This is a genomic window from Panacagrimonas perspica (assembly GCF_004364935.1).
In the GTDB taxonomy this organism is placed as follows: Bacteria; Pseudomonadota; Gammaproteobacteria; order Nevskiales; family Nevskiaceae; genus Panacagrimonas; species Panacagrimonas perspica.
The window spans coordinates 472,633-486,122 of record NZ_SOBT01000008.1 but is presented as its reverse complement, the minus strand read 5'-3'; the positions used below and the strand labels follow the sequence as shown (position 1 = coordinate 486,122).

General features: G+C 67.8%; 14 protein-coding genes. 9 read left to right on the top strand and 5 right to left on the bottom strand.

Going from position 1 to position 13,490, the window contains the following annotated elements; genetic code table 11:
* Window positions 1-68: 68 nt before the first annotated feature.
* Both DFR24_RS02195 and DFR24_RS02190 read right to left on the bottom strand, forming a co-directional pair.
* Window positions 69-965: an ADYC domain-containing protein gene (locus DFR24_RS02195; protein WP_133879711.1), complete on the bottom strand. Its 897-nt coding sequence runs from the start codon at window positions 963-965 to the stop codon at window positions 69-71.
* A gap of 140 nt (window positions 966-1,105) precedes the next feature.
* A complete protein-coding gene (locus tag DFR24_RS02190; protein WP_133879710.1) occupies window positions 1,106-1,426 on the bottom strand; it encodes a hypothetical protein in 321 nt (106 codons plus the stop codon).
* Between the two features lie 158 nt (window positions 1,427-1,584).
* On the opposite strand from DFR24_RS02190, the gene DFR24_RS02185 reads away from it, so the two are divergent.
* The 4 genes from DFR24_RS02185 to DFR24_RS02170 all read left to right on the top strand — a co-directional run bounded on the left by DFR24_RS02185 (window position 1,585) and on the right by DFR24_RS02170 (window position 6,060).
* Window positions 1,585-2,838 carry a TIGR03862 family flavoprotein gene (locus DFR24_RS02185; protein WP_133879709.1) on the top strand — a complete coding sequence of 418 codons (1,254 nt, stop codon included), beginning with the start codon at window positions 1,585-1,587 and terminating at the stop codon, window positions 2,836-2,838.
* A gap of 241 nt (window positions 2,839-3,079) precedes the next feature.
* Window positions 3,080-3,919: a mechanosensitive ion channel family protein gene (locus DFR24_RS02180; protein WP_133879708.1), complete on the top strand. Its 840-nt coding sequence runs from the start codon at window positions 3,080-3,082 to the stop codon at window positions 3,917-3,919.
* Window positions 3,912-4,763 carry a magnesium transporter MgtE N-terminal domain-containing protein gene (locus tag DFR24_RS02175; RefSeq protein ID WP_133879707.1) on the top strand — a complete coding sequence of 284 codons (852 nt, stop codon included), beginning with the start codon at window positions 3,912-3,914 and terminating at the stop codon, window positions 4,761-4,763. Before DFR24_RS02180 ends, DFR24_RS02175 begins: the two co-directional genes overlap by 8 nt.
* A complete protein-coding gene (locus tag DFR24_RS02170) occupies window positions 4,753-6,060 on the top strand; it encodes a magnesium transporter (protein ID WP_133879706.1) in 1,308 nt (435 codons plus the stop codon). Before DFR24_RS02175 ends, DFR24_RS02170 begins: the two co-directional genes overlap by 11 nt.
* A 52-nt stretch (window positions 6,061-6,112) precedes the next feature.
* Here the strand turns inward: DFR24_RS02170 and DFR24_RS02165 are convergent, their stop codons facing one another.
* The 3 genes from DFR24_RS02165 to DFR24_RS02155 all read right to left on the bottom strand — a co-directional run bounded on the left by DFR24_RS02165 (window position 6,113) and on the right by DFR24_RS02155 (window position 8,406).
* The gene (locus tag DFR24_RS02165) at window positions 6,113-6,601 is read right to left on the bottom strand and encodes a hypothetical protein (RefSeq protein ID WP_133879705.1); all 489 of its coding nucleotides are present in this window, start codon (window positions 6,599-6,601) and stop codon (window positions 6,113-6,115) included.
* A gap of 324 nt (window positions 6,602-6,925) precedes the next feature.
* Window positions 6,926-7,903 (bottom strand): patatin-like phospholipase RssA, encoded by a 978-nt coding sequence (gene rssA / locus DFR24_RS02160; RefSeq protein ID WP_133879704.1) that lies wholly within the window; start codon window positions 7,901-7,903, stop codon window positions 6,926-6,928.
* A 20-nt stretch (window positions 7,904-7,923) separates the two neighbouring features.
* The gene (locus DFR24_RS02155; RefSeq protein ID WP_133879703.1) at window positions 7,924-8,406 is read right to left on the bottom strand and encodes a YajQ family cyclic di-GMP-binding protein; all 483 of its coding nucleotides are present in this window, start codon (window positions 8,404-8,406) and stop codon (window positions 7,924-7,926) included.
* Window positions 8,407-8,655: 249 nt separating this feature from the next.
* Here DFR24_RS02155 and DFR24_RS02150 point away from each other — a divergent pair, with 249 nt between their 5' ends.
* The 5 genes from DFR24_RS02150 (at window position 8,656) to DFR24_RS02130 (ending at window position 13,407) form a co-directional block, all read left to right on the top strand.
* Window positions 8,656-9,855, top strand: coding sequence for a BaiN/RdsA family NAD(P)/FAD-dependent oxidoreductase (locus tag DFR24_RS02150; protein WP_133879702.1), 1,200 nt, complete (start codon window positions 8,656-8,658; stop codon window positions 9,853-9,855).
* A complete protein-coding gene (locus tag DFR24_RS02145) occupies window positions 9,852-10,232 on the top strand; it encodes a YchJ family protein (protein WP_246051485.1) in 381 nt (126 codons plus the stop codon). Before DFR24_RS02150 ends, DFR24_RS02145 begins: the two co-directional genes overlap by 4 nt.
* Before the next feature lie 126 nt (window positions 10,233-10,358).
* Window positions 10,359-10,766 (top strand): MAPEG family protein, encoded by a 408-nt coding sequence (locus DFR24_RS02140; protein WP_133879701.1) that lies wholly within the window; start codon window positions 10,359-10,361, stop codon window positions 10,764-10,766.
* A 91-nt stretch (window positions 10,767-10,857) separates the two neighbouring features.
* Window positions 10,858-12,744: a DUF1631 family protein gene (locus DFR24_RS02135; RefSeq protein WP_133879700.1), complete on the top strand. Its 1,887-nt coding sequence runs from the start codon at window positions 10,858-10,860 to the stop codon at window positions 12,742-12,744.
* Between the two features lie 45 nt (window positions 12,745-12,789).
* A complete protein-coding gene (locus DFR24_RS02130; protein WP_133879699.1) occupies window positions 12,790-13,407 on the top strand; it encodes a DUF924 family protein in 618 nt (205 codons plus the stop codon).
* Window positions 13,408-13,490: the final 83 nt, after the last annotated feature.

Below are 13,490 nucleotides of genomic sequence, written 5' to 3'. Positions count from 1 at the left end.
CGTATCAGGCCGATGCCAGTGCAGCGACATACGGTGTCAGCGCAATGTCGCGCGTGCGTTGCGTCGCACTACCGGGCGGGCAGCAGCTTGGAGGTGTTGAACATGCGCGCCCCGAGGCCGCGGGCGCTGGCCTCGTTGCAGAGCGGCACTGCCGCCAGCCGCGGACAGTCGGCCTGGATCTGTTCGAGCGTCGCCACGTCGGACCAGCGCGGATGCGCCACGCACACCGCGCCCTGCGCGCCCCAGCCCGCCTCGAATACGTAGGCAGGGTCTTTCGCTGCGCCGCGACGCTGGATGCCGAGATCGTCGTAGTTGTCGATGGACGTGCCTTCCTTGGTGCGCGGCCGGTTGTCACCGCAATAGTCGGCCCGCGCCATGTGCACGCAGGCGGCGTGAAACGGCGCGAGGTCTTCGCCACCCGGACCCTTCATCCACGGCGGATAGCCCCAGCGCACGCACTTGCCGACCGCACCGGACACGCAGGTCACCGTGACGTCGCCGTCCCGTCCGGGATGACCTTCGGGCAGCGACACCGGGAAGCCCCAGGTTTCCCCGTCCGCGTTCGGCGGACACGCCGTCTTCCAGCCGCCCTGCCCGTCCGAGGTCTGGAAGTCGTGACGCAGGATCTCGGGCGTCTCGGGATCAGGGACGATCGACGCGAGCTTCAGCGGCGCCACCTGCCCGCCATCGAGCGCGACGTGAAGGACGGCTCCCTGCAGCTCGGCTCCGCGCAGCACCCGGCCGTCCGCTACTCGCAGCACGAATGCGCTGCCTTCGACCGTCAGCGTGGACGTGTTCGCGGGCACGTCGAGGGACGCATCAGCGGCCTCATTCGCGGAAAGCGGCGGCGTCTTCTGGACCGGCGCGGGAGCACGATCGCAAGCCACGAGCAGAAGCGCCGCTGCCAGCAGCCTGGCGAAACCGGGCCGATCAACGAAGGGTGCGAAGAGGGATTCGGTGTTCATGGAGGTCCTGCGAGGCCGGCTTGAGTGTAGAAGGGCTCGAACCGCGCCCCAACACACCGGTCGCCGACGCCAAAGAAAAAGCCCGCCGGATCACCGGCGGGCCTGAGGAGGAGAAGCGGGGAAATCGGAAGGGGCGACGATCAGTGCACCGGGATCCTCTCGCCGCCCGGCAAGGTCACGGCGACGAACTTGCCCAGGTGTGCGCCCCTGGCCGTCGGGCCCTGCAGCAACGGACCCTGAACGATCGGCCCTTGCAGGACCGGGCCCTGAATGACCGGACCCTGGAGCACCGGACCCTGGACGACGGGGCCCTGGACGATCGGCCCGTTGAGGACAGGACCGTTGAAGACAGGACCGTTGCGCTGGATCGCCCAGGCCTGCGTCGGCGTCGACAGGGCGACGAACATCAGTGTGGACGCGGCAGTGCAGGCAGACAGAGCGAAGGACTTGAAGGTTTTCATGGCGAGACTCCTGTATCGGGGCGAAGGAGGCGTCCTTCGATGGAAATCAGGCTACGCCCCGACCGTTTCAGCCCTAGTTCCAGTTTTCGACACATCGTGTCAGCGCATTTCGGCCGTGCCGTTGCCGGCCCGCCCCATCCCCGCTCGTACAATTGCGGATGAACGTCCCTTCTCCTCGCGTCGCCGTCGTCGGCGGCGGCCCCGCCGGCCTGATGGCCGCGGAAATCGCACGGGCCGCCGGCTGCCAGGTCGATCTCTACGACCGCATGGGCTCCGTTGGCCGGAAATTCCTGCTCGCCGGCAAGGGTGGCCTGAACCTCACACACGGCGAGGCCTTCGCCGATTTCGTCTCGCGCTATCGCGAGCGGCAGCCCGAGGTCGAGGCCTGGCTTCGCGACTTCGATGCGGACGCGCTACGCGCCTGGGCGCTCGGACTCGGCGTCGAGACCTTCGTCGGCACGTCGGGCCGCGTGTTTCCATCGGACCTGAAAGCGGCGCCGCTGCTGCGCGGCTGGGTCCGTCGCCTTCGTTCGCAGGGCGTCAGCTTTCGCATGCACCAGTCGCTGCAGCGCATCGAGTTCACACCGAACGATGGCTTGCGCGTTCATTTGGGCACGCAGTGGGGCGCGCACGCGGCGCAGTTCGACACCGTCGTGCTCGCGCTCGGCGGCGGCTCCTGGCCACAGCTCGGTTCGGACGGCAACTGGACGACGTGGCTCGCGCTGGCGGGTGCTGACGTGTCGCCGCTGGCGCCGGCCAACGGCGGTTTCGAACTCGACTGGTCGGCGCCCTTCAAGGAACGCTTCGCGGGTGCGCCGGTGAAACCGGTTCGCCTGCAGTGGCTGGATGCGCAGGGCCGGACACAGGAACGCCAGGGCGAGTTCATCGTGACCTCGCAGGGCGTAGAAGGCAGCCTCGTGTACGCCGCGTCGGCCGATCTGCGAGACCGCATCGCGCAGGACGGGCATGCCGACATCGTGCTGGATCTGCTTCCCGACAGAGCCCAGGCCGATCTGGCAAATGCGCTGGCGCGGCCGCGCGGCAAGCGCTCCATCGGCGAGCATCTGCGTCGTGCCGCGAAGCTCGAGGGCGTGCGAGCGGGTCTGTTGTTCGAGGTCGCGACGCTCGAGGAGCGCGCCGATCCGGCGCGTCTGGCCGCCCGCATCAAGCACCTGCCGTTGCGCCTGCTGCGGACGCGCCCGTTGGCCGAAGCCATCAGCAGCGCCGGCGGCGTCCGGCTCGAAGGCCTGGATGAAAACCTGATGCTCCGTGCGCGACCCGGCGTGTTCTGCGCCGGCGAGATGCTCGACTGGGAGGCGCCGACCGGCGGATATCTGTTGACCGCGTGCTTCGCGAGCGGCGTGCGCGCCGGGCGCGGCGCCGCCGCGTGGGCCCGTCTTCGCGCCGCGTGACCTGGCGGGTTCATCTGGGGTGCGGGTTCGCGCACTAGCGTCGATACACACTCGTAGCCCGGACGAAGTCCGGGATGGCGTTGATTCGAGCGCGGCTTCCCGGACTTCGTCCGGGCTACGGGTGCGCTGACCGCGCACGACATTCTTCGCTACTCTCGGGTCGCAGCTTCATGACCCTGAACCACGGCCCGCTCCCACGGATGATCGACCGCTCGCACACCGCCGCCACGAGCTCCTGCACATGGACCTGATCAACGCCGCACTCGATGTGCTGCACCAGCGCAGCGCCGCGTTCGCCGCCTGGCTGGTCGATCACGTGCCGAACCTGCTCGGCGCCGTGCTGCTCGTGCTGCTGGGCTGGCTCGTCGCCAGCGGCGTGCGCGCGCTGATCCGCGGCCTGGGCTCGCGCATCAACCGCGGGCTGGACCGCATGCTGCGGGCCGAACGCGCCGCGCGATTGCGCCTGTCGCCGACGATGCTGCGCCTGATCGGCACGGCCACGTTCTGGATCATCCTGCTGCTGTTCCTGAGCTTCGCCACCGACATGGCGGGCATGGACGCCGTCACCGAGTGGCTGCGCAACGTGCTGCGCTACCTGCCCACGCTGCTGTTCGGCGTGATCATCATCGTGTCCGGCCACCTGATCGGCCTGCTGGTGCGGGACCTGCTGCTCGAGGCGCTGGCCTCGGCCCAGGTCGAGCAGCGCGAACTCGTGGCGCGCCTCGCGCAGACCGCGACGTTCCTCACCGCCGTGATCATCGGCGTGCACCAGATCGGCGTGAACGTCAGCTTCGTCACGCTGGTGATCGCCGTTGCGCTGGGTTCGGTGCTGCTCGCGTTCTCGCTGGCGTTCGGCCTGGGCGCACGCGGACTGGTGGCCAACCTGATCGGCACGCACTACCTGCGCCGGCAGTTGCAGCCCGGCGTGCGGGTGCGCGTCGGCGACGTCGAGGGCGAGATCATCGAGATCACGCCGACCAACGTCGTACTCGAGACCGACGATGGCCGCGCCTTCATTCCGGCGCGCATGTTCTCCGAGCAGGTGAGCCTGCTGGTCACCGCGGAGCGCGACGATGGCTGAGGGCCTGGTCCTCGCCACCGCGTTCGCCGAGAGCGAACCGGAATCGGTTGCGCGGGCGCTCGAAGAACTGCCTTCCGAACAGGCCGCGCTGTTCCTGGCGGAGCTGGATCCGTCGCAAGCGTCGCCGGTGCTCGACGAGATGTCGGCCGGCTCGGCCGCGCGACGCCTCGCCCTGCTCGAACCCAAGCAAGCCGCGGCTTTCCTGGAAGCCGTCGGCAGCCGTGGGTGCGTGACGATCCTGCGCGTCTGCGCACCCGAGCCGCGCCGCGCGATCCTCGCCGAACTGCCGCCGCGGCTCGTGCAGCACTTCCGCCGCTCGCTGGCCTACACCCTCGACACCGTGGGCGCGTGGCTCGAGTACGACGTTCCCACGATGCCCGCGCACCGGACCGTGGCCGAAGCACTGCACGTGCTGCGACAGCGCGCCAAGCACGAGGACTGCGCCGTGTTCGTGCTGCGATCCGCGCAGGCCTACGGCGGCACCGTGACGCTCGGCGCGCTGGTCCACGCCGCGCCCGACACGCCGCTGTCGCGGCTGACCGATCGCAGCCTGCGTCCGCTGTCCGACGCGGCCGACGTCGACGACATCAAGGATCTCGACGAATGGGATCACTGGGCGATGCTGCCGGTGACGGCGCCCGACGGGAACCTGCTCGGTGGCCTGTCGCGCGCGGGCCTGCGTCGCGCGCTGAACTCGGTGCTGCCGCAGCCGGGCAACTCGCAGCCCGAATCGCTGCTCGCGCACCTGTTCACGGCCTACCTGCACACGGGTTCCGACCTGCTGCGGCTGTTGATCGGCCGCGGGCTGTCGACCACGACGACCGGATCGCGCGATGAACGCTGAACTCGCGCAGGTCGTCGAGAAGCTCAATCGCCGCTACCTGCGCGATCACCCGGGCTCGGCCGCACGCAAGCTCGAAGCGTTGCCGCTCGACGAAGCGGTCGAGGAGATCGCCACGCAGTCGGCGCCGGTGCTGGTGCCTGCCTGGCCCAGCCTGGGCGCCGATCGTGGTGCTGCGCTGCTGGCCCACATGGCGCAGACGCAGGCGCGCAACATCCTGTCGGGCCTGCTGCCGACAGAAGCCGTGCGCTTCCTCGGCGCGATGAACGACGAGGATCGCGACCGCCTGCTCGAGACCCTGGATCCCGACCTGCGCACGCAGTTGCGCGAGCTGATGACCTACCCGGAGAACACCGCCGGCAGCTTGATGGACACGCGCGTGCGCACGTTCCGGCCGGACATGCTGGCGGCCGCTGCGCTGGCGTCGCTGCGCGACGCGCAGGGGCGCGCACCGCGCACCTTGTTCGTCGTCGATGCCGACAACCGCCTGCGCGGGCAAGTGCCGATCCAGGAGCTGGCCATGGCGGCGCCAGACACCTCGCTGCACGACCTCGCGCAGCCGGTTCCCGCCGCCGTGAACGCGATGGATCCGCGCGACGAGGTGATCCAGACCGTCGAGAAGCATCGCCTGACCGATCTGCCGGTGATCGATCTCGATGGCCGCCTGATCGGCCTGATCCAGCACGGCAGCCTGGTGCAGGCGCTACAGCAGGAAGCGGCGGCGGACATCGGCGCGATGGTCGGCGTCAGTCCGCAGGAGCGCGCGCTGTCGAGTCCGTGGTTCGCGGTGCGCAAGCGCCTGCCCTGGCTGCAGATCAATCTCGTCACCGCGTTCGCGGCGGCGGCCGTCGTCGGACTCTTCGAGAGCACGATCGCCAAGTTCACGGCGCTCGCGGTGCTGTTGCCGGTGGTCGCGGGCCAGTCGGGCAACGCCGGCGCTCAAGCCCTGGCAGTGACGATGCGCGGCCTTGCGCTGCGCGAAGTCACGGCACGCCAGTGGTTCTCCGTGACTTCGAAGGAAGTCGGTGTCGGCCTGCTCAACGGCATCGCGGTGGCCGTCACCTGCGGGCTCGGCGTCTGGGTCTGGAGCGGCTCGTTCGGCCTGGTGCTGGTGATCTGCGCGTCGATGGTGCTGGCGATGGTCGCGGCGGGCTTCGCCGGAGCCGTCGTTCCGATGATGCTGACGCGGCTGGGTCAGGACCCCGCGCAGAGTTCGTCGATCATCCTTACCACGGTGACCGATATCGCCGGGTTCTTCTCGTTTCTCGGAATCGCGACGCTGCTGTCGAGCCTGCTGTAGGGCGCGCCGCCCGACCCATCCGCGCATTCGTGCGCAGATGGGCCGCCGACAGCTAGAACGCGATCGTGCCGGTGCCCAACTCGTGGCGGACGTCGACGAGGATGCTCCGGATCACATCCGGCGACACACCCTGCGCAACCGCGGCATTCGCCAGCGTGTCGAAATCACCTGCAATGATCTGCTCGTCGTGGTTGCTGAGGTTGAGCGCCGAGCCGCCGCGGATCGCTTGCAGGATCTGCTGGACGCCGCCCGGCGACACACCCAGAGCGGTCAAGGTCTGCGTGAGCTGCGGGAGCATGTTCTTCAGCTCCTTGTACTTGCGCCGTCCGGCCTTGATCGAACTCAGCGTGTTACCGGCCAGTCCGATCGGAGAGCTGCGGATGGCCATCGCCAGGAACAGTTGCGAGATCACTTCCGCCTTCTTGGCCGCCGACTGGTTTCCATGCAGCACCGCATTGCCCTTGTCGACGCGCTTGTTGGTGCCACCAAAGCTGAAAAAGTGCTTGACCCCTGCGTACGTTGCCCGCGCCCCGTTTCTCATCGCTGATCTCCGACTGGTTCGCGGATGCCGCCGTCGGCGACATCCGCGTTTTAAATTTCCGGCAACGAAGTGGCCACGTTTCCGGTGCTGGGTCGATGATAAGAAACGAGCGAAAAGATGACTAATTCAAGGCATTTCGCACGATTCTCGATTCGATTTTGCAAAAAGCAGGGCGCGCTTTTTTCTCGGGCCATTCACGCGTCAGCGCGCCTTCGAGGATTCCTGCTCATCGAGTGATGCGACACGAATGGCGTGCCAGCAGCGTGCGCAAGCGCTTGCTTCGTCGAGACGAACCGACTCGGCGACGCGTCGATTACCGGTGACTCAGGTCTTTTCGTCGCGTTCCAGCCGAGGGGCTTCGCTGTCCTTCACGTCCTTTGCGTCCTTCGGCGCCACGGCATCGGCGCGAGGAAGTCCTGCCCACGCGCGCAAGGTCGCGGCGTTCTCCTGCACCAGGCGGCGCCCTTCGTCGATGCATTCCTTCGCGCGATGAAAATCCATCAGCGCGAAATCCGACAGCACCGGCAACAGCGTGATCTCCGGCGGATCACCGGCCATGCGACTGCGCGTCAGTCGGTCCTGCAGGATGTTGACGCTGGCGGCGACGACGTCGAACACGCTGGGATGATCATCGTCACTGCTCGACAGCGAGGCGATCATGCGCTGCCAGAGATTGCGCTCCTGGCGCGTGCTGGCCTCGCGCACCACTTCTTCCTGGCCGGCCCGTGACAGGTGACGGCCGACGAGCTGCGCATTGAGATTCACCGCGATGACGACGTCGGCGCCCATCGCGCGGCAGGCCGACACCGGCACCGGATTCACCAGTCCGCCGTCGAGCATCCAGCGCTCGTCATGCTTGACCGGCGAGAACAGCCCGGGAATCGCGCAGGACGCACGTGCCGCGGAGATGATCGGCCCGCGCGTGATCCAGATCTCGCGGCCGCTGCTCATCTCGGTGGCAACGCTGACATAGCGCTGCTCGATGTCCTCGATGTTCGGATTCAGATGCTTCTCCTCGAAGAATCCGAACAGCCGGCGGCCCTTGACCATGCCGCCGGAGAAGCTCAGATCCATCAGGCCGAAGACGTCGCGCGGCGTGAGCTTGAGCACCCAGTCGGTGAAGGCCTCGAGCTGACCCGAGACGTACACCGCACCCACCAGCGCGCCGACCGAGGTGCCCGCGACGACGTCCGGCCGCACACCGATGTCCTGCAGGCCCTGGATGATGCCGATGTGCGCCCAGCCGCGGGCGGAACCGCTGCCGAGCGCAAGGCCGATCTTCGGCGGCCGCGGAGCATTCATGGCGTCGCGCTCGTCGCGGTTCAGTCTCTGAAATTCTCGAACTGCAGCGGAAGCTCGACGTCCGCCTTCTTGAGGAACGCGATCACGTCCTGCAGGTCGTCGCGCTTCTTGCCGGTGACGCGCAGCTTGTCGCCGGTGATCGAGGTGTCGACCTTGAACTTGGCCTCCTTGATCTTCGCGATGATCTTCTTGGCCTGCGCCTGCTCGATGCCCTGCTTGACCGTCACCGTGCGGCGCGCGCCGGAGAGATTGGTCAGCACGTCGCCAATGTCGAGGCTGCGCAGATCGATGTGGCGACCGGCCATGCGCTTGCGCAGCACCTCCATCAACTGGTCGAGCTGGAACTCGGTGTCGGCGTGCAGGGTGAGCACGAACTCCTCGCGCTCGATCTTCGCGCTGGTGCCGCGCAGGTCGAAGCGATTGACGATATCGCGGATGGCGGTGTCCACCGCGTTGGTCAGCTCGTGCTTGTCCACCTGGCTGACGACGTCGAATGAGGGCATGGCGGTAGAAGTGCGGGTGTGAACGACCGAAGTATCGGAGAGAGCGCTGGCCTTTCCAAGCGTCTGGCGCGCTTTGCCGGATTGAACGTACTCGAAAAGCTTTCAACGCAAAGGCGCGAACGACGCCAAGAAAAGCGAAGTCCGATCGCTCATGATTTTCCTTTGCGGTCTTTGCGCCTTTGCGTTGAGGGATTCTGAAGGCAGGCTCCCCCGAGGCGGCCGCCCGCCCCGCTCGGTCAGAATGTCCGCATGAAGGAACACGACAGCGATGTTTTGATTCTCGGCGCCGGCGCCGCAGGCCTGTTCTGCGCGCTCACGGCCGGCGCCCGCGGACTGCGGGTGCGCGTCGTGGAAGGCGCCAACAAGCCGGGCAAGAAGATCCTGATGTCCGGCGGCGGCCGCTGCAATTTCACGAATGCCGGGACCACACCGGAGAATTTTCTGTCGGCCAACCCGCATTTCTGCAAATCCGCGCTGGCCCGCTACCAGCCCGAGGATTTCATCGCGATGGTCGACCGCCACCGCATCGCCTGGCACGAGAAGGAACTCGGACAACTGTTCTGCGACGACTCCTCCAAGCAGATCCTGCGCATGCTGCTCGACGAGTGCGCGCAGGCCGGCGTCGAGATCCACACGGACTGCGAGGTGCAGCGCGTCGACCACGATGCCGCGAGCGCTGTGTTCGCGCTGCGCACGTCGCTGGGCCCGATGCGCGCGCGCAAGCTGGTGGTGGCCACCGGTGGTCTGTCGATTCCCAGTCTCGGCGGCAGCGGGTACGGCTACGAGCTGGCCCGCCAGTTCGGGCATCGCATCGAGCCCACGCGCGCCGGGCTGGTCCCCCTGACCCTTTCCGGCCGGCCGCTGGAGCAGTGGCAGGACCTTTCGGGGCTGAGCCTCGAGGTGGAAGCGTCCTGCGGCGACGCGCGATTCCGCAACGCGATGCTGCTGACGCATCGGGGCTTGTCCGGCCCTGCGCTGTTACAGATCTCCAACTTCTGGCAGCCCGGCCGCGACGTCGCCCTGAATCTCGACCTGATGCCACAAACCGACGCCCAGGACTGGCTGCTCGAACGTCAGCGCGAGCAGCCCGCCGCCGAGTTGCGCACGGTGCTCTCCGACGTTCTGCCCAAGCGTTTCGCGCAGCGATTCTGCGAGCTGCTCGCACCGAGCCGTCCGATGCGCCAGTTCCGGCCCCAGGAGCTGCGTGACATCGCCGGTCGCCTTCACGCCTGGCCGGTGACGCCCAGCGGCACCGAGGGCTACCGCACCGCCGAAGTCACGTTGGGTGGCGTCGACACGCGCGAGGTGTCCTCCAGCAGCTTCGAGTCCAAACGCATGCCGGGCCTGCATTTCATCGGCGAAGTGCTCGACGTGACAGGCTGGCTCGGCGGATACAACTTCCAGTGGGCCTGGGCCTCCGCACACGCCTGCGGCGAGGCGCTGTCGTGAACGGATGTCCCTGCGGGCTGGGCCACAGCTACGCGGAGTGCTGCCAGCCCTGGCATGCGGGCGCGCCTGCACCTACCGCCGAGTCCCTGATGCGGTCCCGCTACACGGCGTTCGCGATGGAACTGGAGTCCTATCTGCTGACGACATGGCATCGGTCGACGCGACCGCCGGCCGTCGAGTTCGAACCCGGGACGCGCTGGCTCGGCCTGTCCGTGAAGGCCGCGCAGAACGACGGGCCCGATCTTGCTCACGTAGAGTTCGTCGCCCGCTACCGCGTGGGCGGCGGCTCGGCGGTTCGCCTGCACGAGCGCAGCCGCTTCGTGCGGGAATCGGGCGCCTGGTTCTACGTGGATGGGATCACGCCGTCGCCACGATGATCGGCGGAATTCGCCACGGCCACTGCGTGGCGAAGAGCGGCGAAATACGTCCAAATCCGACCTTCTGCGGTTGAGAAGGGACCACCAACGTCATAGCCTGCAGGAACTGCGCTCACCGAGTTCCCCATGATCGTCACGCCGCTGTACGCCGGCCTGCTGGCCTTGCTGTTCGTCGTGTTGAGCATGCGCGTGATCGTGCGCCGCCGGGACGGCAAGATCAGCCTGGGTGACGGCGGTGACGCCGAGATGCAGCGCCGCATCCGCGGCCACGGCAATTTTTCCGAATACGTACCCCTGGCCCTGCTGCTGATCGCCCTGATCGAGATCGGTGGCGCCTCGTCGATCTGGGTGCTGCACGCGCTGGGCATGACGCTGTTCATCGCGCGCCTGCTGCACGGCTACGCGCTGAGCTTCTCCACGCAGTTCTTCATCGGTCGCTTTCTCGGGACGATCCTGACCTTCCTCGTGCTGATCGTCGCGGGCCTGCTGTGCCTGTGGCGTGGGCTGGCCGGCGCGATGCTTGCGATGGGCTGAAAGCCGATCGGCGGCGGGCCGGACTGCGCCGTCCTGGCACGCCGCTTGAGAACGGATTGCCCGTGAATCCCGCCGCCCTTTTTCCCACGTCATGAATCAAGACTCCGGCCACCAGCCTCCGGCGGCAGGTTCCGCCGCCGCGGAATGGGGACTGCAGGCCGCGCAGTCCATGTTGCGGCGGATGCTCGATTCGGCCGACGACACGCTGTTCGAGTTGTCCGGCCGCAAGATGTCGGACGAAGAGCGGCGCGGCTGCTTCGACGCCATGCGCGTGCTGCGCAAGTCGGGCCCTGCGCTGGCGCGCGGCTTCGACCAGGCGCTGCGACCGGGCGGCATCCCGGCGCCCGCTCCGGCAGCGGTCATCACCGCGCCGAGTGGTGAACTGACGCTGTCGCTGCGCGCCGACGACGATGTCCAGCAGGAGATCACGGCCGGCAACACGGCCGGTCGCGTCGACAATCTCGCCCAGCAGATGCTGTGGGAGTACGGCCTGCGCGTGGCCCACATCCCCGCGAATTCCGACATCCGCGCAAAACTCGAGGGACTGCGGCCCAAGGCGCTGGTCGCCGCCTTCAACGCCGCGCTCCAGGCGCTCGAACTCGGTCCGGAAATCCGCCCGATCCTGTTCAAGCTGTTCGAACGGCAGCTGATGGCGGACGCCAACGCCTACTTCGAAAGCCTGAACACGAAGCTCGAGGCCGAAGGTTTCACCGACAAGGCCGTGCCGGCGCGTCGCACCGAAAGCGCCGTTTTCGGTTCGGGGGGCGGCGGCGGAGGTGCGGGCGCCGCGCCGCCGTCGTACTCCGTTCCCAGCACGCTGGTGAACTCGCTGAGCCAGTGGGGATTGCCGAGCAATTCCTGGCAGGCGGCGCCCGAGACACAGGCCACCTTCACGGCAGGCGCCCCCCAGCGCCTGACCCTGGTCAGCCAGCTCATCGATGAAACCGGCAGCCGCTGGCCGCGCGAGGAAATGGACGCGCTGCGGCGGCTGATCCTGCCGATCGTCCAGATCGCGCTGTCCGATTCGAGCTTCTTCTCCGACGCGAAGCACCCGGCGCGAACGCTGATCTCGGGCCTCGAATCGCTGGCGGCCGAACCCGCTCCCGCCCGCAGCGCGCGGCTCGCGGCGGCCGAAACCGCGTTGCGCGGCCTGCAGCAGCAGTACCGTCCTCCCGCCAGCGTCGCACCGCTGGCGCAGTCCGAACTGCAGGGCTTCCTGAGTTCGCAACGCTCGCCGAAGACCGACACCTCCGCGCGCATGGCTTCCGCCAAGGCGGCGGCGCACGAGCAGGTCAAGGCGGCCGGATCGGGCTACGAGCTGCCGGTAGGCCTCGCCCCGTTCCTGACCGAAGTCTGGATTCCCCTGGTCTCGGCGCTGAGCCTGCGCTTCGGCGTCGGTACGCCGGAGTGGACGCGCTCGAAGGAACTGCTGCAGCGCCTGTTCGGCGAGTGCCGCTGGTTGACCGGCCACGTGGAGCCGGCGCTGGTCGATACCATCCTGGACGATGTCTCCGGCGAGATGCGGGTGATGGCCGTGCCGCCGAACCTCGTGCTGCGCGCATGTACGTTGCTGCGCGATGGCCTGTCGAGCGAAGCCCTGGTGATGCAGCGCCTGGACCTGGAAACCTTCGCGCCGCGAGGCCGCAGCGCGGGCGCACCGACCAAGCCGCAGGAAAAGTCCGCAGCCGGCCCCGCCGACCATCTCGTGGACTGGCGCGCCGGCATGCCGGTGGGCGCCTGGTTCCGCGTGTTCGATCGCCGCACCAACCGGACGCTGTGGATGACAGCGGACGTGTTCTATCCGGAAGCCGCGTCGGTCTCGTTCACCGGCTTCGATGCCCAAGTCCGCATCAATGTCGGGAAGAGCGAGTTCCTCGGCGACCTGCGCGACGGCAAGGCCGAGGCGGTCAACGCCTCTCCGGCCCAGGCCGAGGCGATCGCGCGTCTGGTGGCATCGGTCACGAAGGCGGCCGCCTGATTCGGTTCATGGCGGCATCGGGTCGACCGTGGCACCGTGCTTCGCATGGATCCAAACTCGAACGACATCGAATCCGTCCTGGGCTTCTGGTTCGGTGGTGACGGCAACCGCAATATCGCCGCAACCGCCCAGGCCAAGGAAGCGCTCTGGTGGGGCGGCAATCGCGAAACCGATGGCCTCATCCGGCAGCGCTTCGGCGATCTGCACGCACAGGCGCTTCGCGGCGACCTCGACGCCTGGTGTGACACGCCGCGCGGCCGGCTCGCGCTGATCATCGTCGTCGACCAGTTCTCGCGGAACATCCACCGCGGAACCCCCGGAGCCTTCGCGCAGGACGCGCTCGCGCGCCGGCTGTGCGTCGAAGGCCTTGCGGCCGGAATCGACCAGGAGCTGGGACTGCTCGAACGCGTGTTCTTCTACCTGCCGCTCGAGCATTCCGAGGACCGCGCCGACCAGGCCCGATCGGTCGCCGTCTACGAATCGCTCACACAAGCTGCGCCGGACGCCTTGCGCGACCTGTTCGAGCTGTACGGACAATTCGCCGTGGACCATCGGCGCGTCGTCGATCGGTTCGGCCGCTTCCCGCATCGCAATGCGATTCTGGAGCGCGTTTCGACGGACGAGGAACGGGCGTTCCTGGAGCAGCCCGGCTCGTCGTTCTGAGGCGTCTGTCGATACGCGCCGCCACAAGGCTGTGGCGGCGACATCCAGGCGGAAGAACGCGCCGCGGGAGTTCCTGGAAGGCT

Bases quoted from the DNA above. Each gene is read 5' to 3' on its own strand.
- DFR24_RS02155 (WP_133879703.1), bottom strand. From the start codon at position 8,406: ATGCCCTCATTCGACGTCGTCAGCCAGGTGGACAAGCACGAGCTGACC.
- DFR24_RS02175 (WP_133879707.1), top strand. From the start codon at position 3,912: ATGGCTGAGGGCCTGGTCCTCGCCACCGCGTTCGCCGAGAGCGAACCG.
- DFR24_RS02150 (WP_133879702.1), top strand. From the start codon at position 8,656: ATGAAGGAACACGACAGCGATGTTTTGATTCTCGGCGCCGGCGCCGCA.
- rssA (WP_133879704.1), bottom strand. From the start codon at position 7,903: ATGAATGCTCCGCGGCCGCCGAAGATCGGCCTTGCGCTCGGCAGCGGT.
- DFR24_RS02195 (WP_133879711.1), bottom strand. From the start codon at position 965: ATGAACACCGAATCCCTCTTCGCACCCTTCGTTGATCGGCCCGGTTTC.
- DFR24_RS02140 (WP_133879701.1), top strand. From the start codon at position 10,359: ATGATCGTCACGCCGCTGTACGCCGGCCTGCTGGCCTTGCTGTTCGTC.
- DFR24_RS02185 (WP_133879709.1), top strand. From the start codon at position 1,585: ATGAACGTCCCTTCTCCTCGCGTCGCCGTCGTCGGCGGCGGCCCCGCC.
- DFR24_RS02135 (WP_133879700.1), top strand. From the start codon at position 10,858: ATGAATCAAGACTCCGGCCACCAGCCTCCGGCGGCAGGTTCCGCCGCC.
- DFR24_RS02170 (WP_133879706.1), top strand. From the start codon at position 4,753: ATGAACGCTGAACTCGCGCAGGTCGTCGAGAAGCTCAATCGCCGCTAC.
- DFR24_RS02190 (WP_133879710.1), bottom strand. From the start codon at position 1,426: ATGAAAACCTTCAAGTCCTTCGCTCTGTCTGCCTGCACTGCCGCGTCC.
- DFR24_RS02165 (WP_133879705.1), bottom strand. From the start codon at position 6,601: ATGAGAAACGGGGCGCGGGCAACGTACGCAGGGGTCAAGCACTTTTTC.
- DFR24_RS02180 (WP_133879708.1), top strand. From the start codon at position 3,080: ATGGACCTGATCAACGCCGCACTCGATGTGCTGCACCAGCGCAGCGCC.
- DFR24_RS02130 (WP_133879699.1), top strand. From the start codon at position 12,790: ATGGATCCAAACTCGAACGACATCGAATCCGTCCTGGGCTTCTGGTTC.